Origin of the sequence: Streptomyces sp. Ac-502, assembly GCF_045222935.1 — a bacterium.
Taxonomy (GTDB): Bacteria; Actinomycetota; Actinomycetes; order Streptomycetales; family Streptomycetaceae; genus Streptomyces; species Streptomyces monomycini.
In genome coordinates, this window is the sequence record NZ_JBHFFO010000001.1 from 5,119,780 (window position 1) to 5,145,354 (window position 25,575).

At 68.8% G+C, this 25,575-nt stretch carries 13 protein-coding genes, 3 rRNA genes and 2 pseudogenes; 5 read left to right on the plus strand and 13 right to left on the minus strand.

All coding sequences use genetic code 11. The annotated features are described in order from the left end of the window. Positions 1-723: 723 nt before the first annotated feature. Positions 724-1,506, plus strand: a complete 783-nt coding sequence (locus ACEXOX_RS23095; protein WP_030017980.1) for an ECF subfamily RNA polymerase sigma factor, BldN family — start codon at positions 724-726, stop codon at positions 1,504-1,506. 482 nt (positions 1,507-1,988) lie between these two features. Continuing rightward, positions 1,989-3,215, plus strand: coding sequence for a DUF5667 domain-containing protein (locus ACEXOX_RS23100; protein ID WP_406522950.1), 1,227 nt, complete (start codon positions 1,989-1,991; stop codon positions 3,213-3,215). A gap of 143 nt (positions 3,216-3,358) precedes the next feature. On the opposite strand, the pseudogene ACEXOX_RS23105 reads toward ACEXOX_RS23100, so the two are convergent. The 11 genes and pseudogenes from ACEXOX_RS23105 to ACEXOX_RS23155 form a co-directional block, all read right to left on the minus strand. Then, positions 3,359-4,362, minus strand: a pseudogene (locus ACEXOX_RS23105) (lysophospholipid acyltransferase family protein). A gap of 14 nt (positions 4,363-4,376) precedes the next feature. Beyond that, the gene (locus ACEXOX_RS23110; protein WP_030017983.1) at positions 4,377-5,426 is read right to left on the minus strand and encodes an NAD-dependent epimerase/dehydratase family protein; all 1,050 of its coding nucleotides are present in this window, start codon (positions 5,424-5,426) and stop codon (positions 4,377-4,379) included. A 366-nt stretch (positions 5,427-5,792) separates the two neighbouring features. Next, positions 5,793-5,891: a 30S ribosomal protein bS22 gene (locus tag ACEXOX_RS23115; protein ID WP_003948845.1), complete on the minus strand. Its 99-nt coding sequence runs from the start codon at positions 5,889-5,891 to the stop codon at positions 5,793-5,795. 119 nt (positions 5,892-6,010) lie between these two features. Beyond that, positions 6,011-6,220 (minus strand): helix-turn-helix domain-containing protein, encoded by a 210-nt coding sequence (locus ACEXOX_RS23120; RefSeq protein WP_014144137.1) that lies wholly within the window; start codon positions 6,218-6,220, stop codon positions 6,011-6,013. A 128-nt stretch (positions 6,221-6,348) separates the two neighbouring features. After that, positions 6,349-7,202: pseudogene (locus tag ACEXOX_RS23125) on the minus strand (phosphatase). A gap of 138 nt (positions 7,203-7,340) precedes the next feature. Continuing rightward, the gene (locus ACEXOX_RS23130) at positions 7,341-8,522 is read right to left on the minus strand and encodes an acetoin utilization protein AcuC (RefSeq protein ID WP_406522952.1); all 1,182 of its coding nucleotides are present in this window, start codon (positions 8,520-8,522) and stop codon (positions 7,341-7,343) included. Positions 8,523-8,603: 81 nt separating this feature from the next. Then, on the minus strand, positions 8,604-9,254 hold the full coding sequence (locus ACEXOX_RS23135; protein WP_406522954.1) for an HAD family hydrolase: 651 nt from the start codon (positions 9,252-9,254) through the stop codon (positions 8,604-8,606). Positions 9,255-9,410: 156 nt separating this feature from the next. Then, positions 9,411-9,526: ribosomal RNA gene (gene rrf, locus ACEXOX_RS23140) — 5S ribosomal RNA — on the minus strand. A gap of 74 nt (positions 9,527-9,600) precedes the next feature. Beyond that, a 23S ribosomal RNA gene (locus tag ACEXOX_RS23145) occupies positions 9,601-12,721 on the minus strand. A gap of 301 nt (positions 12,722-13,022) precedes the next feature. Then, positions 13,023-14,551 (minus strand): 16S ribosomal RNA (locus ACEXOX_RS23150). Together the 16S, 23S and 5S rRNA genes form the textbook arrangement of a ribosomal RNA operon. Before the next feature lie 849 nt (positions 14,552-15,400). Further along, entirely contained in the window at positions 15,401-15,961 is a 561-nt protein-coding gene (locus ACEXOX_RS23155; protein WP_361161136.1) for a MarR family transcriptional regulator, read from the minus strand. A gap of 132 nt (positions 15,962-16,093) precedes the next feature. Here ACEXOX_RS23155 and ACEXOX_RS23160 point away from each other — a divergent pair, with 132 nt between their 5' ends. After that, positions 16,094-17,422 carry an MFS transporter gene (locus tag ACEXOX_RS23160; protein WP_406526439.1) on the plus strand — a complete coding sequence of 443 codons (1,329 nt, stop codon included), beginning with the start codon at positions 16,094-16,096 and terminating at the stop codon, positions 17,420-17,422. A gap of 106 nt (positions 17,423-17,528) precedes the next feature. Here ACEXOX_RS23160 and ACEXOX_RS23165 read toward each other — a convergent pair whose 3' ends face one another. Both ACEXOX_RS23165 and ACEXOX_RS23170 read right to left on the minus strand, forming a co-directional pair. Next, on the minus strand, positions 17,529-19,313 hold the full coding sequence (locus ACEXOX_RS23165) for a SpoIIE family protein phosphatase (protein ID WP_406522956.1): 1,785 nt from the start codon (positions 19,311-19,313) through the stop codon (positions 17,529-17,531). A gap of 505 nt (positions 19,314-19,818) precedes the next feature. Next, positions 19,819-21,219, minus strand: coding sequence for an NAD(P)/FAD-dependent oxidoreductase (locus tag ACEXOX_RS23170; RefSeq protein WP_406522958.1), 1,401 nt, complete (start codon positions 21,217-21,219; stop codon positions 19,819-19,821). 423 nt (positions 21,220-21,642) lie between these two features. Here ACEXOX_RS23170 and ACEXOX_RS23175 point away from each other — a divergent pair, with 423 nt between their 5' ends. Next, entirely contained in the window at positions 21,643-22,689 is a 1,047-nt protein-coding gene (locus ACEXOX_RS23175) for a TetR family transcriptional regulator (protein WP_406522960.1), read from the plus strand. 1,024 nt (positions 22,690-23,713) lie between these two features. Further along, a complete protein-coding gene (locus ACEXOX_RS23180; protein ID WP_406526440.1) occupies positions 23,714-25,543 on the plus strand; it encodes a sigma-70 family RNA polymerase sigma factor in 1,830 nt (609 codons plus the stop codon). The last annotated feature ends 32 nt before the right edge of the window (positions 25,544-25,575 follow it).

Genomic DNA, 25,575 nt, shown 5'->3' on the forward strand with positions numbered 1-25,575 from the left:
GGGGACCTCACAAGACGAGCACCCGCGCATCGCGACTCTGCCGCCCTCCGCGCCCGTCGGCCCGGCGCGCGCGACTCACCGCCGTACAGCGGCCCGCTTCACCGCCTCCACCTCGTGCGCCTCTCCACCAGGAGCGCGGGCACCAGTGTGATCGAAAAACTCCCCCAGCTGACCCGGACTCGCCAATCCGGCCGGAGGGGGCGTGTAGGGGGCCATCCCCGCAGGCAGCCGGGTATCTGCGTCCCCAATGTTCAAGCGGTGGACGTGCACGGTGCCGTGGGGGTCCCCCGGCCGAAGGCTGGGGGAGAGTTGGCCCCCTGCGCGCCCCCGCCACCACAACGCAACCCATGCGAGCCGCGCGCCAGCGCAAACCCCCGCGCGAAGCGCGCCCCAAACCGCGCACCCCCAACCGCACCGCCCGGCCAATCCCCGTTGCATACCCCCACCCCACCCCCCACAGTCCCGCCCCCGCCGGTCCGCCACAAGACGCCCCGCAACCAGGCAGATCACGTTCCTTTCTGATCAATATCTGCTCAGGAATCGATACTTGATCGGGCATGAATTCGTAACGGACCAGAAGTAATCGATGATTTGAGCAACTGGGTGTAGCGCTGCCTGTACGAAGCGTTATTCTCCTCAGACGCAAACCGGTACCCACGCGTCCCTACGACGGGTGAACGGTCCCGCACTGCACGTGATGGAAGCTCTGCCTCTGGGAGTCCCGTGTACCCACACGTCGGGGTTGACGCCTCGGGCCTGGCTACGCTGCGTACGACACTCGTCGACCACCTGCGCAGTTTTGTCCCCACCGCGATCGCCGTCCCCGCATTCGCCACAGCCACCCCCGCCGGTCCCTGCTACGCCCTGGCCGACGGAAGCACCACCACCGTCACCAAGACCGGCGGCAGAACGCGCCGCGGCGCGGGCACGCCCGCCGCCCGGCGTCCCGCCGACAGCGACAGCCGCCGCATGATGGACCTCGTCGAGCGCGCCCAGGCCGGCGAGGCAGAGGCGTTCGGACGGCTCTACGACCAGTACGCCGACACGGTCTACCGCTACATCTACTACCGGGTGGGCGGCCGGGCCACGGCCGAGGACCTGACCAGCGAGACGTTCCTGCGCGCCCTCCGCCGCATCGGCACCTTCACCTGGCAGGGCCGCGACTTCGGCGCCTGGCTGGTCACGATCGCCCGCAACCTGGTCGCCGACCACTTCAAGTCGTCGCGCTTCCGCCTGGAGGTCACCACCGGTGAGATGCTCGACGCCAACGAGGTCGAACGCAGCCCCGAGGACTCGGTCCTGGAGTCGCTGTCCAACGCGGCGCTGCTGGAGGCGGTCCGCAAGCTCAATCCGCAGCAGCAGGAGTGCGTGACGCTGCGCTTCCTCCAGGGCCTGTCGGTGGCGGAGACCGCGCGCGTCATGGGGAAGAACGAGGGCGCCATCAAGACGCTGCAGTACCGGGCCGTACGGACCCTCGCGCGGCTGCTCCCGGACGACGCCCGCTGACCGCCGCCACGGCGCACGGACCCCGGTCCGTGCCGCCTGCCGTGCCCCGGTTGCCACCCGCGTCCCCGTGCCCACTGCGCTTCCGCCTGCCTCACCGCCCCGGGCCGTCCACTCCGGCCCGCCGCCAGGACTAACGCTTGGACCACCGCCCCGATCGCCTGAATCTCCCGGACCGATGTTGACGGCCACGCCTTCCGTACGCCCTCGGACGCACCGTTCGTGCCGCTGACACGCCCGGCGCCGGCCACCGCGGTGATCGACCGTGAGTGTCCGTTCGTGACCGTTCGGTCAGATCATCGTGAGTGCGTAACCCAAGTGCCGCGGCGCTCGTTGTGCAGAACGCAGGCTCCTCGCGGTCACGCCATGCCCGCACCCTCTCACTCGATCGAGTGGATGCGAGCAGGGCGTGCAACCTTCCGGCCCGTCTGGATAGTCAAGCCAGTCCGGGGAGTCGAGCGGGATGACGAGAGGAGGTGCCGCCCGTGATCGCGAACGTATCGGTGCACCGGCGGGCTAACGCCTTCGCCCAGGCCCTGGAGGATCAGGTCCTTCCGGGCGCGGCGGCCGAGGACGAGGTCGGCACACCGGCGGAAGCGTGCGGAGAAACAAGGCTGTTGGCGGTCGCCGGCACCCTCGGAGAACTCCCCAAGCCGGAGTTGGACCCCGAGGTCAAGACCGTCCACCGGGCCCAGCTCATCGCGGCGATGGAGGCGGCCTTCGCCGAAGGCGCCGCGTCCGACGGCTCACGGGTGCCGCAGCAGCGCGGGACGCGCGGCGCGCACCGCGCGGCGAAGTCCCTGGGCCGGCTGCGCCCCCGGTCGCGGCTGTCGAAGGGCCTCGCGGCGGGCGGCCTGACGGTGGGCGTCGCGGCCGGCGCCTTCAGCGGCGTCGCCGCCGCCAGCTCCGACGCGCTCCCCGGCGACTCGCTGTACCCCCTCAAGCGCGGCATGGAGGACCTCAAGCTGAACCTGACGGGTGACGTGGCCGACCGCGGCCGCCTCTTCCTCGACCAGGCGTCCACGCGCATGTTCGAGGCCCACCGCCTCATGGAGCGCATCCGCTCCGGCCCCCTCGACCACGAGTCGCTCGGTGAGATCCGCAAGGCGCTGTCCGGCGTCAAGCAGGACGCCGGCGAGGGCCACCGCCTCCTCCACGAGGAGTACGAGCGCGACGGCTCCCTCGGCCCCATCCAGACGCTCAACTCCTTCACCAAGTCGCACCGCGACAGCTGGACCCGGCTGCGCGACCGCCTGCCGCCCCAGCTGACGGACGTGCGCGACGAGGTCAGCTCGGTCTTCGACGCCATAGACGAAGAGGTCGGACCGCTGCGCTCCCTGCTGCCCAAGAATCCGGGCGGCGAGAGCCACCACGAGAAGGCGCGCGAGGCGCCCGCGCCGGGCACCCCCCAGGGCCGTACGGACCACCCGTCACCGTCCGGGAAGAGCTCCTCCTCGTCCGGCAAGGCCGGCGGCTCGCACACGCCGCAGCGCCGGCCGGCCTCGTCCCCGTCCCAGGAGGACGAGGGCCTGCTCGGCGGCAGCACGGGCGGCCTGCTCGACCCGCCGTCCGACGCCGGCACCCCGGAACCGGACGGCAAGGGCTCCGGCAAGGGCAAGGAGACACCGCACGAGCCCGATGTCACCATCCCGCCGCTGCTCCCCGGGCTGCTGCCGGACATCGGCCTCGACGGCAAGAACCCGCTGGGCTGACCCACCCGCGTCGGGCCGCCACCCGACGCTCCGACGCCCCGGTGCCGCCACACGGCGCCGGGGCGTCGCGTGCGTCCCATGCGTCCCACGAGAGCCGGCCCCGTACCCGCGGCCCTACCGTCCCGGCCCGCCGGGCGGCACCGTCAGAAGAACACCGAGCGCCGCTGCACCAGCAGCTTGTACAGCGTGTGCTGGATCGTTTCCCGTACCTGGTCCGTCAGGTTGAACATCAGCATCGGGTCGTCCGCCGCCTCCGCCGGATAGCCGTCCGTCGGGATCGGCTCCCCGAACTGGATCGTCCACTTCGTCGGCAGCGGCACCAGCCCCAGCGGCCCCAGCCACGGGAAGGTCGGCGTCAGCGGGAAGTACGGGAAGCCCAGCACCCGCGCCAGCGTCTTCGCGTCCCCGATCTTCGGATAGATCTCCTCGGCACCCACGATCGAGCACGGCACGATCGGCACCCCGGCCCGCAGCGCGGTGGAGACGAAGCCGCCGCGCCCGAACCGCTGGAGCTTGTAGCGGTCCGCGAAGGGCTTGCCGATGCCCTTGAAGCCCTCCGGCATCACCCCGACGACCTCGCCGCGCTCCAGCAGCCGCTGGGCGTCCTCGGCGCAGGCGAGCGTGTGCCCGGCCTTGCGCGCCAGCTCGTTGATCACCGGCAGGACGAAGACCAGGTCGGCCGCGAGCAGCCGCAGATGCCGGCCGGCGGGGTGGTGGTCGTGCACCGCGACCTGGAGCATCAGCCCGTCCAGGGGCAGCGTCCCGGAGTGGTTGGCGACGATCAGCGCGCCGCCGTCCGCCGGGATGTTCTCGATGCCCTTCACCTCGACCCGGAAGTACTTCTCGTACAGGGGCCGCAGCACCGACATCAGGACCTGGTCGGTCAGCTCCTCGTCGTACCCGAAGTCGTCGACCTCGTACTCGCCGGTGAGCCGCCGGCGCAGGAAGCGCAGGCCACCGGCGATCCGCTGCTCCAGGGACTCCCCGGCGCCCCCTGCGGCCCTCCCGCCGCCTGGTCCCGCCCGTCCTGCCGCCGCGGCTCCGGTACGGGCGCCAGCGGCGTACGGCGGCCTCCGCGGCCCGGCCGTTTGGGCTTTCTGCGCGACCGGGGCTCCTCGCCGAAGGGAATGACCTTGGCGTCCGCCATCGTGGGTGAACTCCTCACTGGGTCGGGCCGCTGCGTGCGGGCAGCACGGCGGCGAGCCGGTCGACGGTACGGGCGAGGACCTCGGGCGGCAGCAGCCCGGGCCCACGGCTGCGGGCGAACTCCGCGAAGGACTCCGCCGTCGTGTATTTCGGGTGAAACCCCAGTGTCTCGCGCATCTGGGTCGTCTGGACGACCCGGCCGTGCGTGAGCATCCGGATCTGCTCCGGCGAGAAGTCGGTGACGCCGACCGAGCGCAGCGCGGTGCCGGCCCAGGTGACGGTCGGCAGGAACAGCGGCAGCGTGGGCCGGCCGAGCCGCCGGGAGCACTGGGAGAGCAGCAGCGCGCCGTCCCCCGCGATGTTGAACGTGCCGCTGTTGAGCGTGCCGCGGCGCGGCTTGCCGGAGGCCAGGCACAGCGCCTCGATCGCGTCGTCCTCGTGGACGAACTGCAGCCGCGGGTCGTAGCCCAGGACCGTGGGCAGCACGGGCAGCGAGAAGTACTCGGCGAGCGGCGAGTCGGCGCACGCCCCGAGGATGTTGGCGAAGCGCAGGACGCACACCGCCACGTCGGGCCGGCGCCGGGCGAAGCCGCGTACGTAGCCCTCGACCTCGACCGCGTCCTTCGCGAAGCCGCCGCTGGGCAGTGACTTCGGGGGCGTGGTCTCGGTGAAGACGGCGGGGTCGCGGGGCGCGGAGCCGTACACGCTGGTGCTGGACTTCACCACCAGCCGTTTGACGTTGGGCGCCTTCTGGCAGGCACCGAGCAGCTGCATGGTGCCGATGACGTTGGTCTCCTTGACCGTCGCCCGGCTGCCGCGGCCGCCCAGCGGCGTGCCGTTGATGTCCATGTGGACCACGGTGTCCACGTTGGTCCCGGCCAGCACTCTGGCAATGGCCGGATGCCGGATGTCGGCCTTGAGGAATTCGGCGCCGCCCAAGGAGTGCTCGGGCTCCACGGCATCGACTCCGATCACCCGGCCGACGTCGGGGTCGCGCTGAATGCGTCGTACGAACCGGCCCCCCAGTTGCCGTGCGACTCCAGTGACGAGCACGACCTTTCCCAAGATCAGCCCTTCCTTCCCGCCCTTTGTCCCTCGCGTGAGCCGAGCTGTGCGGCCACGCTATCGGGTCGTTGTTGCGCTGTGATGACCGCGGGATGCGCTGAGCTACATTTCAAGCCTTGGCCCGAGCTTTGCCCGTACCGTCGGCCGACTTTTCGGCACGTTCCTTCCGGAGCCGTGTTCTCCCGCGGGCCGCTCTTTCCGGGAACTCGGCCGGGACCGGAACACCTCGTCCGTCCGGTGACGCCGTCCGGGTATCGGCCGCCCGGCCCGCGCCGCACCGGGCGCACCGAAAAGCGGCCCCCAAACGCACCGCAGCCCCCCACCGCCTGATGCGGTGAGAGGCTGCGGAATCGCGCTCAGCGTTGCTTACTTCTTGTTGCGACGCTGAACACGGGTGCGCTTGAGCAGCTTGCGGTGCTTCTTCTTGGCCATCCGCTTGCGCCGCTTCTTGATAACAGAGCCCACGACTACCCTCGCTCACTTCGTATCACTCGGTGCGGGGCGTCCGAGCCCACACTACCTACATCGGGCCAGCCTACCCGCCGACGAGCCTACGGCGTAATCCGAGGGACACCTTGAGCCCCTCAGGCCGATTCCACCCCCACATAGGACTCACGGAGGTAGTCGTGGACCGCTTGCTCCGGGACCCGGAACGACCTCCCCACTCGGATCGCGGGCAGATGACCGCTGTGCACCAAGCGGTACACGGTCATCTTCGACACTCGCATCACCGTGGCGACTTCCGCCACGGTCAGGAACACGACCTCATTGAGAGGCCTCTGGTCTGCAGCCATGACACACCTGAACCTTCCGCACATGACGGGCACCGGCTTCCCCTCCGGTGACTCCCCGTCGCTGTGCGCTCACTCCCCAGGTTAGGGGCGGGTGATGCGAGTGGGGAAGAGGAGCAGCGATCGGCCGCCTACTGTGACAGACACGCTCGATTGAGTACATAGCGAGTAAGCGGTCGGTAGTAATCAGACCGCACAGCGTCATCAAGCGGAACTACGGCGGACACCCGCCCCTCGGCCTGTCCGACGAACAGCGCGGGATCGTCCGTATCCGCCAGTCCGATGGCCTCAAAGCCCAGCTGACCTGCTCCGCAGACCCATCCGTGGTCACCGATCACCAGCTCGGGAAGGGGTCCGCCGGCGTCTGCCGCGGCGTCGAGGGCGGTACGAACCGGGAGGGGGAGTGCGTGTGCACACCCGGCTCACCGGCGGTGCGCCGCACGCCCGGTTCGCGCATCAGCGCGACTCCCCGTACGTAGTCAAGGTTGTACGTGCGTACCCCGAATCGGGTCGCTATGTCGACACAGCGGCCATACGCCGGGGTGAGAAGGGGGCATCCCGCCGCCGACAGAGCGTCTGCCAGGCCACCGTAGAAGCCCATCAGCCGGTGCGGATGGCCCGTGCCGATCAGTACCGGAGCGTGCCGGGCGGCCGCCGCGCCGAGCCGGTCGGCGAAGGCGTCGAGCCCCGCCAGCGTACGGTGCGGATCGATCACATCTGGGCCGGAAGTATGTCCAGGGTCGGCCGAAACTCCACACTGCTCAGCCATCACCTGAAGAACTTCTGCCACAGACCAGTCGTTCTCGGGCTCCAGGCCGATCAGTACGCGTGGGTCGCCGGCCGCGAAGAGACGGTAGCGGGTCAGGCTCTTCTCCCTGGAGGTCGCGATCGTCCCCGCGAGCCGCACCCTGACCACGTGCGACTTCAGCGCCGCGGCCGCCGCCGCTCCGTCCGTGTCCGCACCGGTGCCCCACACGGCACCCATGCTGACGCCCCGGCTCCCGGCCCATGCCCGAACCGCCCAGTAGTCACACATCCGGGCGTATGGGCCCCGAAGGGGGACATGGCCCCAAAGTGCGTCCCCAGGGACCCCGAAGTACGTGCCTTTCGGACGCACCCGGCCCTACGGCAGCAGCCCGTGCGCGGGGAACACCGCCCGGCGGGTCGCCAGGATCGCCTGGTCCAGGCGGTCGGCCGGGTCGTAACCGTCGCCGACGAAGTCACGCCAGCCCGTTCCGCGTCCGTCCGTCATCCGGTGCGGCCCGCCCTGGCGCGTACGCCGGTAGACCTCGTGCCGCCACTCCTGCGGGACCGAGGACGTGGGCTCGATCGGGCGCCCCGCCGCGATCGCCACCAGATGGGTCCAGGTACGGGGTACGACGTCGACCACCGCGTAACCGCCGCCTCCCAGCGCGATCCACCGGCCGTCGGCCGTCTCGTGCGCCAGGTCGTGGCAGGCCGCCGCAACCGCCCGCTGCGCGTCCAGGCTCACCGCCAGGTGCGCGAGCGGGTCCTCGAAGTGGGTGTCGGCCCCGTGCTGGGTGACGAGGACGTCGGGCCGGAACGCGTCCAGCAGGTCCGGCACCACCGCGTGGAAGGCCCGCAGCCAACCCTCGTCACCGGTGCCGGCCGGCAGCGCCACGTTCACCGCGCTGCCCACGGCACCGTGCCCGCCGGCCTCCTCCGGCCAGCCGGTCCGCGGGAAGAGCGTCCGGGGGTGTTCGTGCAGGGAGACCGTCAGAACCCGCGGGTCGTCCCAGAAGGCGGCCTGCACACCGTCCCCGTGGTGCACGTCCACATCCACGTACGCGACGCGCTCGGCGCCCAGCTCCAGCAGGCGTGCGACGGCCAGCGCAGCGTCGTTGTAGATACAGAACCCCGCCGCGCCGCCCGGCATCGCGTGGTGGAGGCCGCCCGCGAAGTTCACCGCGTGCAGGGCCTCGCCGCGCCACACCGACTCCGCGGCCCCCACGGACTGCCCGGCGATCAGCGCCGACGCCTCGTGCATCCCGGCGAACGCCGGGTCGTCCTCGGTGCCGAGCCCGTACACGGGGTCGGCGGTCTTCGGGTCGGACGAGGCCTTCCGTACGGCGTCGATGTAGTCCTCGCGGTGCACGAGCCGCAGCGTGGAGGTGCCGGCGGCCTTCGCGGCCACGACTTGCACCGCGTCAGGCCCCCGGTCGAGCCCGTACGCCTCCACCAACCGCATGGTCAGCGCGAGCCGCACCGGGTCCATCGGATGGCCGGGCCCGAAGTCGTAGCCCGTTACTGCCTCGTCCCACATCAGCTGTGCACGGCCGCTCATGCCCGTCACCGTATCCGAGCTCCGGAAAGGTGTACCCGGCCGTCCCCTTGCCGGAAGGCGGGTGGTCGGGTAACCGCCTGGTTACGCGAGCAGCTCCGGCAGTTCGGCCATGCGCGCGAAGAGCCCGGTGGCCCCGGCGGCGGTGAGCTCCGCGGCCGACGTCCTGGCCGTGAGGCCGTACACGTCCATACCGGCGGCGACGGCGGCCTGGACGCCGAGCGGGCTGTCCTCGATGACCACGCAACGCTCGGGCGCCACACCCATCTCACGGGCCGCATGGAGGAAGAGTCCGGGGGCCGGCTTCCCCTGGCCGACGTCCTGCGAGCTGAAGATCCACTCTTCCTCGAACCATTCGTCGAGACCCGTCTTGCGGTGGCCGACGCGGATCCGCTCATGGCTGCCGGAGGAGGCCACGCAGTACGGCGTCCCGTCCGCCGTCAGCTTGCCGAGCACCTCGTCCACGCCGGCGACCGGCTCCAGCTCCCGCTCGAAAGCTTCGAAGACGCGCGCGTGCAGCGTGGTCTCGAAGTCCTCGGGGAGGAGCTGCCCGGTCCGCTCCTTGACGAGGTCGTGGACGCGGTGCACCGCGGCGCCCATGTAGTCGCGGATCGATTCCTCGTACGAGGTGGGATGGCCGAGCTCGGTGAGGTAACCGGCAAGGATGGTGTTGGAAAGCGGCTCGCTGTCGACGAGCACACCGTCGTTGTCGAAGATGATGAGGTCATAACGCATCCTTCGACCCTAAACGCCATACCCGGAAGGGCCGAAAATGGCGCGACGCCCGGCACTCGTGTCCCCGAGGAGACGACGGAATTCCGGTGGAACGCAGGGAACGCAAAAAGCTCCGGTCCCTGAACCATAAGGTTCAGGGACCGGAGCTGAAAAATTGTTCGGCGGCGTCCTACTCTCCCACAGGGTCCCCCTGCAGTACCATCGGCGCTGAAAGGCTTAGCTTCCGGGTTCGAAATGTAACCGGGCGTTTCCCTAACGCTATGACCACCGAAACACTATAAAGTTGAACTCCAGCCGGCAAGGCGAGTTCGTTACTTCAGAACTAACACAGTGGACGCGAGCAACTGAGGACAAGCCCTCGGCCTATTAGTACCAGTCAACTCCACCCGTTACCGGGCTTCCATATCTGGCCTATCAACCCAGTCGTCTACTGGGAGCCTTAACCCCTCCAGGGGGTGGGAGCCCTCATCTCGAAGCAGGCTTCCCGCTTAGATGCTTTCAGCGGTTATCCTTTCCGAACGTAGCCAACCAGCCATGCCCTTGGCAGGACAACTGGCACACCAGAGGTTCGTCCGTCCCGGTCCTCTCGTACTAGGGACAGCCCTTCTCAAGACTCCTACGCGCACAGCGGATAGGGACCGAACTGTCTCACGACGTTCTAAACCCAGCTCGCGTACCGCTTTAATGGGCGAACAGCCCAACCCTTGGGACCGACTCCAGCCCCAGGATGCGACGAGCCGACATCGAGGTGCCAAACCATCCCGTCGATATGGACTCTTGGGGAAGATCAGCCTGTTATCCCCGGGGTACCTTTTATCCGTTGAGCGACGGCGCTTCCACAAGCCACCGCCGGATCACTAGTCCCTACTTTCGTACCTGCTCGACCCGTCAGTCTCACAGTCAAGCTCCCTTGTGCACTTACACTCAACACCTGATTGCCAACCAGGCTGAGGGAACCTTTGGGCGCCTCCGTTACTCTTTAGGAGGCAACCGCCCCAGTTAAACTACCCACCAGACACTGTCCCTGATCCGGATCACGGACCCAGGTTAGACATCCAGCACGACCAGAGTGGTATTTCAACAACGACTCCCCTGCCACTGGCGTGACGAGTTCACAGTCTCCCACCTATCCTACACAAGCCGAACCGAACACCAATATCAAGCTATAGTAAAGGTCCCGGGGTCTTTCCGTCCTGCTGCGCGAAACGAGCATCTTTACTCGTAGTGCAATTTCACCGGGCCTATGGTTGAGACAGTCGAGAAGTCGTTACGCCATTCGTGCAGGTCGGAACTTACCCGACAAGGAATTTCGCTACCTTAGGATGGTTATAGTTACCACCGCCGTTTACTGGCGCTTAAGTTCTCAGCCTCGCCCCACCGAAATGGAGCTAACCGGTCCCCTTAACGTTCCAGCACCGGGCAGGCGTCAGTCCGTATACATCGCCTTACGGCTTCGCACGGACCTGTGTTTTTAGTAAACAGTCGCTTCTCGCTGGTCTCTGCGGCCACCACCAGCTCAGAGTGCAAAACTCATCACCAGCAATGGCCCCCCTTCTCCCGAAGTTACGGGGGCATTTTGCCGAGTTCCTTAACCATAGTTCACCCGAACGCCTCGGTATTCTCTACCTGACCACCTGAGTCGGTTTAGGGTACGGGCCGCCATGAAACTCGCTAGAGGCTTTTCTCGACAGCATAGGATCATCCACTTCACCACAATCGGCTCGGCATCAGGTCTCACCCTTAACGTGCGACGGATTTGCCTACCGCACGGGCTACACCCTTACCCCGGGACAACCACCGCCCGGGCTGGACTACCTTCCTGCGTCACCCCATCACTCACCTACTACCACCTTGGATCAGCGGCTCCACCACTCCCCTTTGTCCGAAGACTCCAGGGCGGCTTCACGGCCTTAGCATTAATGGATTCGATGTTTGGCGCTTCAAAGCGGGTACCGGAATATCAACCGGTTGTCCATCGACTACGCCTGTCGGCCTCGCCTTAGGTCCCGACTTACCCTGGGCAGATCAGCTTGACCCAGGAACCCTTAGTCAATCGGCGCACACGTTTCCCACGTGTGTATCGCTACTCATGCCTGCATTCTCACTCGTGAACCGTCCACAACTACCTTCCGGTGCTGCTTCACCCGGCACACGACGCTCCCCTACCCATCACAGTCCCCGTTGGGGGTACATACTGCAATGACACGACTTCGGCGGTGTGCTTGAGCCCCGCTACATTGTCGGCGCGGAATCACTTGACCAGTGAGCTATTACGCACTCTTTCAAGGGTGGCTGCTTCTAAGCCAACCTCCTGGTTGTCTCTGCGACTCCACATCCTTTCCCACTTAGCACACGCTTAGGGGCCTTAGTCGATGCTCTGGGCTGTTTCCCTCTCGACCATGGAGCTTATCCCCCACAGTCTCACTGCCGCGCTCTCACTTACCGGCATTCGGAGTTTGGCTAAGGTCAGTAACCCGGTAGGGCCCATCGCCTATCCAGTGCTCTACCTCCGGCAAGAAACACACGACGCTGCACCTAAATGCATTTCGGGGAGAACCAGCTATCACGGAGTTTGATTGGCCTTTCACCCCTAACCACAGGTCATCCCCCAGGTTTTCAACCCTGGTGGGTTCGGTCCTCCACGAAGTCTTACCTCCGCTTCAACCTGCCCATGGCTAGATCACTCCGCTTCGGGTCTTGGGCACGCTACTCAACGCCCTCTTCGGACTCGCTTTCGCTACGGCTTCCCCACACGGGTTAACCTCGCAACATACCGCAAACTCGCAGGCTCATTCTTCAAAAGGCACGCAGTCACGACTATGCAGCAAGCTGCATAGCGACGCTCCCACGGCTTGTAGGCACACGGTTTCAGGTACTATTTCACTCCGCTCCCGCGGTACTTTTCACCATTCCCTCACGGTACTATCCGCTATCGGTCACCAGGGAATATTTAGGCTTAGCGGGTGGTCCCGCCAGATTCACACGGGATTTCACGGGCCCCGTGCTACTTGGGTGGTTCTCAAACGAGCCGTTGATGTTTCAGCTACGGGGGTCTTACCCTCTACGCCGGACCTTTCGCATGTCCTTCGCCTACACCAACGGTTTCTGACTCGCCGACCGGCCGGCAGACCGGTCAAGAGAACTCCCACAACCCCAACCACGCAACCCCTGCCGGGTATCACACGTGACTGGTTTGGCCTCATCCGGTTTCGCTCGCCACTACTCCCGGAATCACGGTTGTTTTCTCTTCCTGCGGGTACTGAGATGTTTCACTTCCCCGCGTTCCCTCCACACTGCCTATGTGTTCAGCAGCGGGTGACAGCCCATGACGACTGCCGGGTTTCCCCATTCGGACACCCCCGGATCAAAGCTTGGTTGACAGCTCCCCGGGGCCTATCGTGGCCTCCCACGTCCTTCATCGGTTCCTGGTGCCAAGGCATCCACCGTGCGCCCTTAAAAACTTGGCCACAGATGCTCGCGTCCACTGTGCAGTTCTCAAGCAACGACCAGCCACCCGTCACAACCCGCCGAAGCAGGCCTTTACCGGGGCCGGCGTTGAAGGTACAGACGTCTCCGTCCATGCCCTCAGACACCCAACAGCGTGCCCGACACCCTCGCCCCCTGACACGTTCCACGCCGAAGCAGTACTAGTGACCAGTGAGCCAAGTGTGCCGAGTAGTCAACGTTCCACCCATGAGCAACCAGCACCGGACATTCGCCGATGTACTGGCCCCTGACCGAGCGAACTCGGTAAGAAGTGCTCCTTAGAAAGGAGGTGATCCAGCCGCACCTTCCGGTACGGCTACCTTGTTACGACTTCGTCCCAATCGCCAGTCCCACCTTCGACGATTCCCTCCCACAAGGGGTTGGGCCACCGGCTTCGGGTGTTACCGACTTTCGTGACGTGACGGGCGGTGTGTACAAGGCCCGGGAACGTATTCACCGCAGCAATGCTGATCTGCGATTACTAGCAACTCCAACTTCATGGGGTCGAGTTGCAGACCCCAATCCGAACTGAGATCGGCTTTTTGAGATTCGCTCCACCTCGCGGTATCGCAGCTCATTGTACCGACCATTGTAGCACGTGTGCAGCCCAAGACATAAGGGGCATGATGACTTGACGTCGTCCCCACCTTCCTCCGAGTTGACCCCGGCAGTCTCCTGTGAGTCCCCATCACCCCGAAGGGCATGCTGGCAACACAGAACAAGGGTTGCGCTCGTTGCGGGACTTAACCCAACATCTCACGACACGAGCTGACGACAGCCATGCACCACCTGTACACCGACCACAAGGGGGCGCCTGTCTCCAGACGTTTCCGGTGTATGTCAAGCCTTGGTAAGGTTCTTCGCGTTGCGTCGAATTAAGCCACATGCTCCGCTGCTTGTGCGGGCCCCCGTCAATTCCTTTGAGTTTTAGCCTTGCGGCCGTACTCCCCAGGCGGGGAACTTAATGCGTTAGCTGCGGCACGGACGACGTGGAATGTCGCCCACACCTAGTTCCCAACGTTTACGGCGTGGACTACCAGGGTATCTAATCCTGTTCGCTCCCCACGCTTTCGCTCCTCAGCGTCAGTATCGGCCCAGAGATCCGCCTTCGCCACCGGTGTTCCTCCTGATATCTGCGCATTTCACCGCTACACCAGGAATTCCGATCTCCCCTACCGAACTCTAGCCTGCCCGTATCGAATGCAGACCCGGGGTTAAGCCCCGGGCTTTCACATCCGACGTGACAAGCCGCCTACGAGCTCTTTACGCCCAATAATTCCGGACAACGCTTGCGCCCTACGTATTACCGCGGCTGCTGGCACGTAGTTAGCCGGCGCTTCTTCTGCAGGTACCGTCACTTGCGCTTCTTCCCTGCTGAAAGAGGTTTACAACCCGAAGGCCGTCATCCCTCACGCGGCGTCGCTGCATCAGGCTTTCGCCCATTGTGCAATATTCCCCACTGCTGCCTCCCGTAGGAGTCTGGGCCGTGTCTCAGTCCCAGTGTGGCCGGTCGCCCTCTCAGGCCGGCTACCCGTCGTCGCCTTGGTAGGCCATTACCCCACCAACAAGCTGATAGGCCGCGGGCTCATCCTGCACCGCCGGAGCTTTCCACACACAGACCATGCGGTCGTGTGTCATATCCGGTATTAGACCCCGTTTCCAGGGCTTGTCCCAGAGTGCAGGGCAGATTGCCCACGTGTTACTCACCCGTTCGCCACTAATCCCCTCCCGAAGGAGGTTCATCGTTCGACTTGCATGTGTTAAGCACGCCGCCAGCGTTCGTCCTGAGCCAGGATCAAACTCTCCGTGAATGTTTACCCGTAATCGGGTCAACACACACGAGAGCGGAACAGGAAGCGGAATAGGCTTCCCGTTCACAGCGTCCTCGCTGTGTGTGCCACCCGCACCGCGTGGGTGCTGGTGGGCTTTTTCAAAGGAACCTCATCCTCCGGCTGCTGCCGGTGGACGGGGTATCAACATATCTGGCGTTGACTTTTGGCACGCTGTTGAGTTCTCAAGGAACGGACGCTTCCTTTGTGCCTGTTTCACCAGGCTCTCCGGGCGCTTCCCTTCGGTCTTGCGTTTCCGACTCTATCAGATCCTCGCGGTCCTGATTTTCGCCGGTGCGTTTCGGCCTTTCGGCTTCTTCGCGGTTCCAACCTTACCAGATCCGTTCGGCGTTTCCGCTTTCCGTTTCCGGCTCCCTGTTGGAGCGGGGTGACCGTCCGGCTTTCGCTTTTCGGCCTTTCCGACTCTATCAGATCCGTTTTTCGTTCCGGGCTTCCGGTGAAGGAAGCTGGTCGGTTCGAATGTGAATCCGATTCCCCGTCGGAGGGGGTTTGTTCGCGCCTTCCGGCGTGATCACTACTTTAGTGCCTTTTCCCGGTGACGCATAATCGAGTCACTGGTCAGAATTTCGGCATGCCGAAATCCGTCCCGTTCGGGAGTCGTGCAGTAGTGGTTGTGCCGCCGGTGCGGCGCGAGGGGCTACCGCAGAACCGTTACAGCTCCATGGCAACTCGAAGAACTTTACGTACGGCGGCGACCCATGTCAACCACCTCTGGTCAACCGGTTTTGCGCCCACGTCAGCCGAGGCCGGGCCGGTGAGACCGGCCAGTCGAGGCCGGTCGGTCGGCGGCCAGAGGTCAGAGGTCGGAGATCAATCCAGGTCGTTCAGCCGGCCGTCCGCGTCCGGCTGGGCGTCCTCGACGCGGCACAGCAGGCGCGTCAGCATCTCCCCGAGCTGGCCGCGCTCCTCGGTGGAGAGGTCCTGGAGCAGGTCCTCCTCGAAGACCGAGGCCATCCGCATGGCCTCGACCCACTTCTCGCGACCTTCCTGGGTCAGCTCCACGATCACCCGGACGCGATTGGCCTCGTCGCGCTCCCGCGTCACCAGGCCCTCGCTCGCCATCCGGTCGATGCGGTGGGTCATGGCGGCCGGCGTGAGGCCGAGGCGTTTGGCCAGCTCGCCGGGGCCCATCTGATAGGGCGCTCCCGCGACGACGAGGGCCTTGAGCACCTCCCACTCCGCGTTGCTCATGTTGAGGGTGGCGGTCTGCCGCCCGTAGGCGACGTTCATCCGGCGGTTGAGGCGCTGCAGTGCGGAGACGACCTGCTCCACCTGGGGATCGAGGCCTTGGAACTCGCGCTGGTAAGCGGCGATCTGTTCCTCGAGGCTCGGCTCCGCAGGACTGTGGGCCGCATCTGAGGGCTCTGGCATGCCGGGAAGTATGACACGTACCTCATTGGCATTGAAGTCCTTCGCCATGTACTCTTTAGCTTCGAACTTTAGCATTGAAGTCTTCAGGGTGTGACTGTCCAGTCCCCCTCGATCTGACCTAGGTAGGTGAGTGTGACCACCGCGATGGGCGCCGCGCTGCGCCGGATCCAGCTGGGCAACGCGCTGAGCGCGTTCGGCAACGGCTTCACGGTTCCGTATCTCTACGTCTATGTGGCGAAGGTACGGGACCTCGGCGCGAGTACGGCCGGTGTCGTCCTCGCGATGCTGGCCGTCGCCGCGCTCGTCGTGCTGCCCTTGACCGGTCGGGCGATCGACCGGCGGGGTCCGCTGCCGGTGGCCATCGCGGGTGCCGTCACCGCCGCCGTCGGGTCGCTCGGGCTGGGCCTGTCCACCACCGAGCCCCTGGTCATCGCCTCCGCCATCGCGCTGGGCGCCGGTATCGCGGTGATCCAGCCGGCCCTGGCGACGATGATCGTGTGGTGCTCGACCACGGTGACCCGTTCGCGGGCGTTCGCCACCCAGTTCTTCCTGAACAACCTGGGTCTGGGCATCGGCGGCCTGATAGGCGGCCTGCTGGTCGACGAGTCGGCGGCCGGCAGCTTCGTCCGGCTCTTCGCGATCGAGGCCGTGATGTTCCTGGTGCTGGGCGCGGCCATCGCGACCGTACGGCTGCCGCGGACGCCGCGGGTCGAGGACCCGGTGCCGAGCGAGGCACGGGCCAAGGGTGCCTGGCGTGCGCTGTTCGCCGACCGCCGCATGATGTGGCTGTGCCTGCTGGGCTTCGTACTGTTCTTCGCCTGCTACGGCCAGTTCGAGTCGGGGCTCGCGGCGTACGCGACCGAGGTCACGAGGATCGCGCCCTCCACCCTCGGTATCGCGCTGGCCGCCAACACGGCGGCGATCGTGGCGGCCCAGTTCGTGGTCCTGAAACTGGTCGAGCGGCGGCGGCGCAGCCGGGTCATGGCCGTGGTCGGGCTGATCTGGACCGTGGCGTGGCTGGCGGCCGGTCTGTCGGGCCTGGTGCACGGTGCGCACGCGGTGGCCACCACTCTGCTGATCTCGACCTACGCCCTGTTCGGTATAGGGGAGTCGCTGCTCTCGCCGACGGTGGCCCCGCTGGTGGCCGACCTGGCGCCGGCGTCCATGGTCGGTCAGTACAACTCGGTCTTCGCCCTGGTGAAGCAGCTGGCGCTGGCGATCGGCCCGGCGGTGGGCGCCCTCATGGTGGGCCACGGGATGTCCGCCCCGTACATCGGGATGCTGATCCTGTGCGCCGTCGGCATCAGCGTGCTGGCGCTGCGGCTGGGGCGGATGCTGACCCCCGCGCAGGACAACCCGCACATCCGGGCCTTCACCCCGGACGCGCCGGCGGGCACGGTCACCGATACGGGGGCCGACGCGGGTGCGCCGCGGCGGGAGTCCGTCACGGCGGTGGCGTAAGCCGCGCGGAACAACCGATCGCGTACGGGCCGGTTCCTGCTGCACCTGGCAGGGGCCGGCCCGTTGTGCTGCCGGTACGCGCATCCGCGTGCGTACCGCCCCGCCGCTACTCCCGCGGCAGCGCGAACTCGCACCACACGGCCTTGCCGCCGCCGGGCGTCCGTCGCGAACCCCACGCCGAGGCGATCGTCGCGACGATCGAGATGCCGCGGCCCGCCTCGTCGGCGGGCTCGGCCCGGCGACGCCGCGGCAGGTGGTCGTCGCCGTCGGTCACCTCGATGATCAGTCGGCGGTCCGTACGGCGCAGCCGCAGCCGCATCGGCGGAGTGCCGTGCTGGAGCGAGTTGGCGACCAGTTCGCTGGCGGCCAGGACGCCGAGGTCGTGCAGCTCCGGGGAGAAGCGCCAGGAGGCGAGCACCCCGGAGGCGAAGGCGCGGGCGCGGGGTGCCGCTTCCGTACCGCCGTGCAGTTCGAGGGCGGCGTTGTGGAACAGCTCGGCGTCGTGTCCCGTACGGGCGGGGTGCTGGAGGACCAGGACGGCCACGTCGTCGTCGTGGTCGGTGGAGATCCCGAGGGCGCGCAGCAGCCGGTCGCAGACGATGTCCGGCGCTCCGGTCGCCCCCGAGAAGGCACGCTCCAGGGCCTCGACCCCGTGGTCGATGTCCTTGTCACGGCGCTCGACCAGACCGTCCGTATAGAGGACAGCGCTCGAACCGGGCCCCAGTGGGACGCTTCCGGAGGTGTGCAGCCAGCCACCGGTGCCCAGCGGCGGACCGGTCGGCTCCGCGGCGCGGAGCACCGTGCCCTCGGCGTCACGCACCAGGATGGGCAGGTGGCCGGCGGAGGCGTAGACCAGGCGGCCCTCGTTGGGGTCGTGTACCGCGTACACGCAGGTCGCGATCTGGCTGGCGTCGATCTCGGCGGCCAGTCCGTCCAGCAGCTGGAGGACCTCGTGGGGCGGCAGGTCGAGCCGGGCGTAGGCGCGGACCGCCGTCCGCAGCTGTCCCATGACGGCCGCGGCGCGCACGCCCCGGCCCATGACGTCGCCGATGACCAGGGCCGTACGGCCGGCGCCGAGGGTGATGACGTCGTACCAGTCGCCGCCGACCGCGGCGTCCGTGCCGCCCGGCTGGTACGTCGCGGCGACCCGTAGGTCGTCGGGCTGCTCCAGCTCCTGCGGCAGCAGGGAACGCTGGAGCGTCACGGCCGCGGCGCGCTGGCGCGCCTCACTGGCGCGCAGCCGCTCGGTGGACTCCACCTGGTCGGTGACGTCGGCGCCGAAGACGAGCACGCCCTTGTGCGGCGCCACACAGGCGACCTCGGGGTCGGGCGCCGGACCGCTGGCGGCGACCTCGATGGGGGTGCAGGTGAACGTGTAGTAGCCGTCCCGGGACTGGTCGGCGCCGGCGCCGCCGGGCACCCGGCGGGCCTTGACCGTACGGGGGCGGCCGCTGCGCAGCACCTGGTCCATCAGCGGCAGCAGGCCCAGCGCGTCCAGCTCGGGCAGTGCCTCACGGGCGGTGGCGCCGGGCGGGCGGGGGCCGAAGACGGTGGCGTACGCGCCGTTGACGTACGCGATGCGGTGCTCGGGCCCGTACACGACCGCCACCAGGGCGGGGACCTTGCCCAGGATGTCGTGCACGGACAGCGCGTCGACGCTGGGGGTGCGGTCCGGGCCGGCGGACGGGCCGTCAGTCACCGCGTCCGAGCCGGGGTGTTCGGCGCGGGCCGCGGGGACCGCGCCGGCGGCCACACCCGGCGGGCCACCCGGGGCGGAGGCGGCGGCAGCGGCGGGCACGGTGGCGGCGGACGTCGGTGCGGCACGGTCGGGCCGGGCGGCGCCGCGCCGCTGTGTGCCGGGGAGACGGGCGCTCCAGCGCGTGAAGTTCACGGAGGGGACCTCTTACTTCGCGTCGTCGCGCGGGATCGGGCCGTCGGCTCGGTGGGACTCCCCGCGCGCACGCCGGAGGGACGCCCGCCCGGCAGAGGCGGGGAGCGGTGTCGGCTGAGGGCACCCTCGGTGCCCTCTGGCGGATTGCAGCAATCGTCCAGAATCCTCGTGATTGTCACTCTTCGCAGATACGAGCCCACCCATGGTCACACGTCCAGTGTGGCCGACCGGACTGACATCCGTCAGACGCCGGAGGTACGAGGTGGAGTTCCTGACTCCGGGTACGGGGGTGCGACGGGGCGGCAGGCGGGGGTCGTACGGGCGGGGCGCGCGGCTGGGGGCGGGCGGCTGGGCGGCCTTGGAAGGATCGGCCCGTACGGACCGGGCGGGCGGCTGGGCGGCCCGGGAAGGTGCGGCCCGTACGGGCGGGGGCGGGCAAGGTGCGGCCCGTACGGGCGGGGCGGGCAAGGTGCGGCCCGTACGGCCGACCGTCTACGACGGCCCGTCAGCTCGGCTCGTTGTGGCGCCCGGTGCTCGCCGCCAGTTCGAACTCGGCGCGCGGGTGTTCCAGCGAGCCGAGAGAAACGATTTCCCGTTTGAAGAGCCCGGCGAGCGTCCACTCGGCCAGCACCCGCGCCTTCCGGTTGAACGTGGGCACCCGGCTCAAGTGGTACACGCGGTGCATGACCCACGCCGGGTAGCCCTTCAGGCGGCGCCCGTAGACATGCGCGACCCCCTTGTGCAGGCCGAGCGAGGCGACCGAACCGGCGTACTTGTGCGCGTAGTCCACGACGGGCTCGCCGCGCAGCACCGCGGCGATGTTCTCCGCCAGCACCCGCGCCTGCCGGACGGCGTGCTGAGCGTTGGGCGCGCACTCCCGGCGCGGCTCGTCCGGCTTGGCCGGGCGCTCCGCCGTCAGGTCCGGTACGGCCGCGGCGTCCCCCGCCGACCAGGCGTGTTCGACGCCTTCCACCCGGAGGGCGGCCGTGCATTTGAGGCGGCCACGACTGGTGCGCGGCAGTCCGGAAGCGGCGATGACCGGGTGCGGTTTGACGCCCGCGGTCCACACGAGAGTGCGAGCCGGGAAGCGTGAGCCGTCACTCAGGACGGCGATCCGCCCCTCGTACGACTCCAGGCGCGTCTCCAGCCGTACGTCGATGTTGCGCGCCCGCAGCTCCCGTACCGCGTACTGCCCCATCGCCGTACCCACCTCCGGCAGGATGCGGCCGGTCGCCTCGACCAGGATCCACTTCATGTCGTCGGGCTCGACGTTGTGGTAGTAACGCGCCGCGTAGCGCGCCATGTCCTCCAGTTCCGCGAGCGCCTCCACCCCCGCGTAGCCGCCGCCGACGAAGACGAAGGTCAGCGCGGCGTCGCGGATCGCCGGATCGCGGGTCGAGGAGGCGATGTCCAACTGCTCCAGGACGTGGTTGCGCAGGCCGATGGCCTCCTCGACGGTCTTGAAGCCGATGCCGCCCTCGGCGAGTCCGGGGACCGGCAGCGCGCGGGAGACCGAGCCGGGCGCCAGTACCAGCTCGTCGTAGGGCAGTTGCAGACCGCCGGTGCCCTCCTCCTCGGTGGCCGGTGTCGTGACCGTCGCAGTCCGCGCGGTGTGGTCGAGCGCGGTGACCTCCCCGACGACGACCTTGCAGAGCGGGAGCACCCGGCGCAGCGGTACGACGACGTGCCGCGGCGAGATGGAGCCGGCCGCGGCCTCGGGGAGGAACGGCTGGTACGTCATGTACGGGTCGGGGTCCACCACGACCACCTCGACGGCGGACCGCCGCAGTTCCTGTTTCAGTTTCCGTTGCAGGCGCAGGGCGGTGTACATCCCCACGTAGCCGCCGCCGACAACGAGAATGCGCGCCGGTTCCTTCACAGAGGTTCTCCTCGCGACATGCCACATCGAAAGGCCGGCCCGCGCGGGTTGCCACCGTCCTCCGGCCGGCCTGCCACCACCAGGCACTGCGTCCCCGGAAGGACGCAGCACTGTTCCATGACGCAACGGCGACACGCCTTTGTCCACAGGCCCGACGAAATGTATGACCGGTCCGGCACATCGGCCCGGAGGGCCGGGTTCCGCGCTGCCGGGCGCAAGGGTGCAGGTCAGGTGGTGGGTCTACGGCGGGCGGAGGGTGCGGAACAGGGGCGGACGGGATCCGTACTCCGATCGGTGCACGGACTGTGCGGAACTGCCCCCTTCATTCTTGACCTGGGCTCAACTATGTTCGTACCTCGTTGGGGTGCAACCTCTCGTCGTCACGTTGTTACACCCCAGCAGTCAGGGCGGGGAGTCTCCGGGGGAGACGTCATTACCGGGGGATCATCTATGCACATTCAGGGCTCTCAATGGCCGACTGCCGTAACTGCCACCGCGCACGCCGCGGAGGGCAGGGGGAACGGCACCACGCACACACATCCGCACACCGCGCACTCCGGACACTCCGGTGCCGGCGCTCGGAGCACACCGCTGCGCGTGGACGCGCAGCGCAACCTTGAGCACGTCCTGCGGGCGGCTCGTGAGGTCTTCGGCGAGCTGGGGTACGGCGCGCCCATGGAGGACGTGGCGCGGCGTGCCCGCGTCGGGGTGGGGACGGTGTACCGCCGCTTCCCGAGCAAGGACGTACTGGTCAGGCGAATAGCCGAGGAGGAGACCTCCCGCCTCACCGACCAGGCGCGTACGGCGCTCGGCCAGGAGGACGACCCGTGGTCGGCGCTCTCGCGCTTCCTGCGGACGTCGGTCGCCTCCGGCGCCGGACGGCTGCTGCCGCCGAGCATATTGCGGGTGAGCGCCAGCGCTCCGGCTTCGGACGGCGCGGGCGGTGCGGGTACTGGTGTTGACGCTGGTGCCGCTGAGGCCCGGGTTCCGCAGCAGCGCCAGGCGTACGGACCGGACGGCGTGCCGACCGGTCCGGCGGACGTGTCGGCCGGCGCGGCGCACCTCGCCGCGGACGTGCCCGGCGCGCTGACGTCCGACGTACCCGCGGAGTTCCGTGTGATCGCACAGCGCGGCGCGCCCGGGGCCGAGGTCTCGGACGTACCGGCCACCGTCCCGAACGGGGTCTCCGCCGGCGTTCCGAACGGCGTGACCGCACGCGGCACGGCCGTCACCGGCGCGCTGGAGGCACCGGCCGGGCCAGGCGAAACCACGGCGGACGGTGGCGCCCAGGCGCTGCTGGAGGTCGTCGGGCAGCTCGTCGAGCGGGCACGCGAGGCGGGCGAACTGCGCGCGGACGTGACGGTGGCCGACGTACTCCTGGTCATCGCCACGGGCGCACCGTCCCTGCCGGACCCGGCCCAGCAGCAGGCCGCCTCGGCCCGGCTGCTGGAGATCCTGCTGGAGGGGCTGCGGTCGCGGCCTGCCGAGCAGGGCTGAGTGACAACAGCCTGAGAGATCGGGCGGGGCGCGGGGTCGGCTGTGGCCGACGCCGCGCCCCGTTCCGTGTCCTGGGCGCGGTGGACGAGTATTCCCCGTACGAGTGACCTCTAGTGCTGCCGTCCATGAACTCGCCCCGGACGAGTGGTTGGTGCGCTCGCAGGCCGAGCCGGGCGGCCCCCCTGTGGCACGCTGGCGCGGTGTTACCGCAGCGACGGCGTGTTCGGGGGCCTCGGCGATGGGTGTGGACGGGCGGGACGAGCGGCGGGACGAGCGGCTCGGCCGGGAGCGGGGCGGGCAGCAGGGCGGGCGGCGTGACGGGCAGCGTGATGGACAGCAGGGCGGGCAGGGCGGCGGGCAGCAGGGCGGCGGGGGCCGTGGCCCTCAAGTCCCGGGGCAGAAACGTCCGTACGGGGTGAGTGGCCCGGAGGCGTTGGGCACGGGTTCTTCGGGGCGTGCCGTGGAACGGCACGACCGGGCGGAGGACGATTACCGGCCTGCGCCGGCCGAACGGAACGTTCCTCAGCAGCGCGTGCGGCGGACCGGTCCGGGGCCGGCGGACGCGCGGGAGCGGAGTGAAGCCCGGGAGTCCGCGGACGCGCGGGAGCAGGGTGAAGTCCGGGAGTCGACGGACGCGCGGGAGCCGAGTGAAGCCCGGGAGCCGAGGGGTGGGCGGGAACCGAGTGGCGCGCGGGGTCCGAAGGGCCGGGGCGCTCACCGGAAGCCGAGCCGTCTGAAGGCGGCCGGATCCGGCGGCTCCGGGAGGCGGGGCGGTTCTGCGGGAGCGGGTGGGGGCGCGACAGCGGTCGGGGCGGCGGGGGCGGGCGGGGCGGCGGAGGCAGATGGGTCGACCGGCGCAGGCGGGTCGGCGGAAGCGGACGGGACGGCAGAAGCGAACGGGGCGACCGGAGCGGACGGGTCGGCGGGCTCGGACAGGTCTGCGGAAGCGGACGGGGCAGTCGCGGCAGAGGGCCCGGCCGGGCAGTCCGGGCCGCCTCCCGCGGACCGCGAGTTGATCGACCGCATGCGGGGCGGTGACGACAGCGCGTACGAGGAGCTGTACCGCCGCCACGCCGACGCCGTACGGCGCTACGCGCGCAGTTGCTGCCGGGACGCGCACACCGCCGACGACCTCACCGGCGAAGTCTTCGCCCGTACCCTCCAGGCCGTACGCGGCGGCTCCGGCCCCGACTCGTCCGTACGCGCCTATCTGCTCACCACCGTCCGCCGGGTGGCCGCGGCCTGGGGAAGGACCGCGAAGCGCGAGCAACTGGTCGAGGACTTCGCCGTGTTCGCGGTCACGACGGCCGGCACCGCACTGGATGACGACACGCTCGACCTCGGCGCGGACGTCCGCGCCATGCGCGAAGCCGAGCAGTCCCTGGCCGTACGGGCGTTCCGCAGTCTGCCGGAGCGCTACCAGACCGTGCTGTGGCACACCACGATCGAGGAGGAGTCGCCGAGCGAGGTCGCGCCGCTGCTCGGGCTGTCGGCCAACGCCACCGCCGTACTGGCCCACCGTGCACGCGAAGGCCTCAAGCAGGCGTATCTGCAGGCGCACGTGAACCGTTCGCTGACCGCCGAGGGCGACTGCGCCCGGTACGCGGACCGGCTCGGCGCGTACGCCCGCGGCGGGCTGCGGATGCGGGCGGAGCGCGGGCTGCGCAAGCATCTGGAGGACTGCGCCCGGTGCCGTACGGCGGCCTCGGAGGTCGCGGACGTCAACGAGCACATCCGCGTCATCCTCCCGGTGGCGGTCATCGGCTGGTTCGCGGCCGGATACGCGGTCAAGGGGGCCGCGGCCGTGGTGGGGCTCGGCAGCGCGGGCGCCGCGGCGGGAGCCGGCGCGGCCGCGGCGGCGGGGGGCGCCGGAGCGGGGGCGTCCGCGGGAACTGGTGGTGCTGCGGGGGCCGGGGCTGCTGCGGGGGCTGGTGGAGCGGCTGGGGCCGGTGGGGCCGCGGGGGCGGGTGTCGTCGGCGGGTCCGGTGGCGCGGGCGGGGCGGGTGCCGCGGTGGGTGAGGGGCTCGGCGCGCCCGCGAAGGTGGCGATCGGCGCGGGTCTGGTGATCGTGGCGGGTGCCGCGCTCGCTCTGGCACTGATCGGGGACCCGCAGCCGACGCCCCGGGCGCAGGCCGAGCAGCCCGGAGCGGCCTCGGTCGCGCCGCAGCCTCCCGAGTCGGAACCGCCGGAGCGCACTCCGGCGCAGCCGCCCCCGACCCACGCCCCCGCATCCCCGAAGCCGACGCCCGGCCCCACCGCCTCCTCCCGGCCGGAACCGGCGCAGACACCGACTCCCGCACCGACGAAGGCCACGCCCACCCCCGCCCCCGAGCCGCCGCACTCCCCCGCACCGGCCGCCCCGCCCGCACAATCCCCGAAGCCAGAACCGAAGCCGAAGCCGACCCAGCCCGCGCCCGCTCCGTCCCCGTACCAGATCAACAAGTTGACGTGGGACCTCATGGGAGACGGCACAAAGCCCGAGGTGCGTATGGCGGACAGCAGCTGGCTGTGGCAGCGGCAAAGACTGGGCATCGGCGGCCGGACGTTCCGGCACGGGGTGACCGTGCACGCGCCGTCCTCCGTGACCATCGACCTGAACCGGCAGTGCACGGCGTACGACGCGTTCGCCGGCGTGGACGACATGGGGCTCGGCCTGGGGGCGCTGCGCTTCTCCGTGTACGCGGACGGGCAGCGGCTCTGGCGCTCGGGAGTGGTCCGCGGCGGCCAGCCCGCCGTCCCGGTCCATGTGCCGCTGCGAGGACACAAGACGCTGCGCCTGGTAGTCGAGCCCGGTTCGCCCCACACCGTGATGTTCCTGGGCGACTGGGCCCAGTCACAGATCACCTGCCGCTGAGGGGCGCGGGAGCGCCGGGGCGTCGGGGCTGT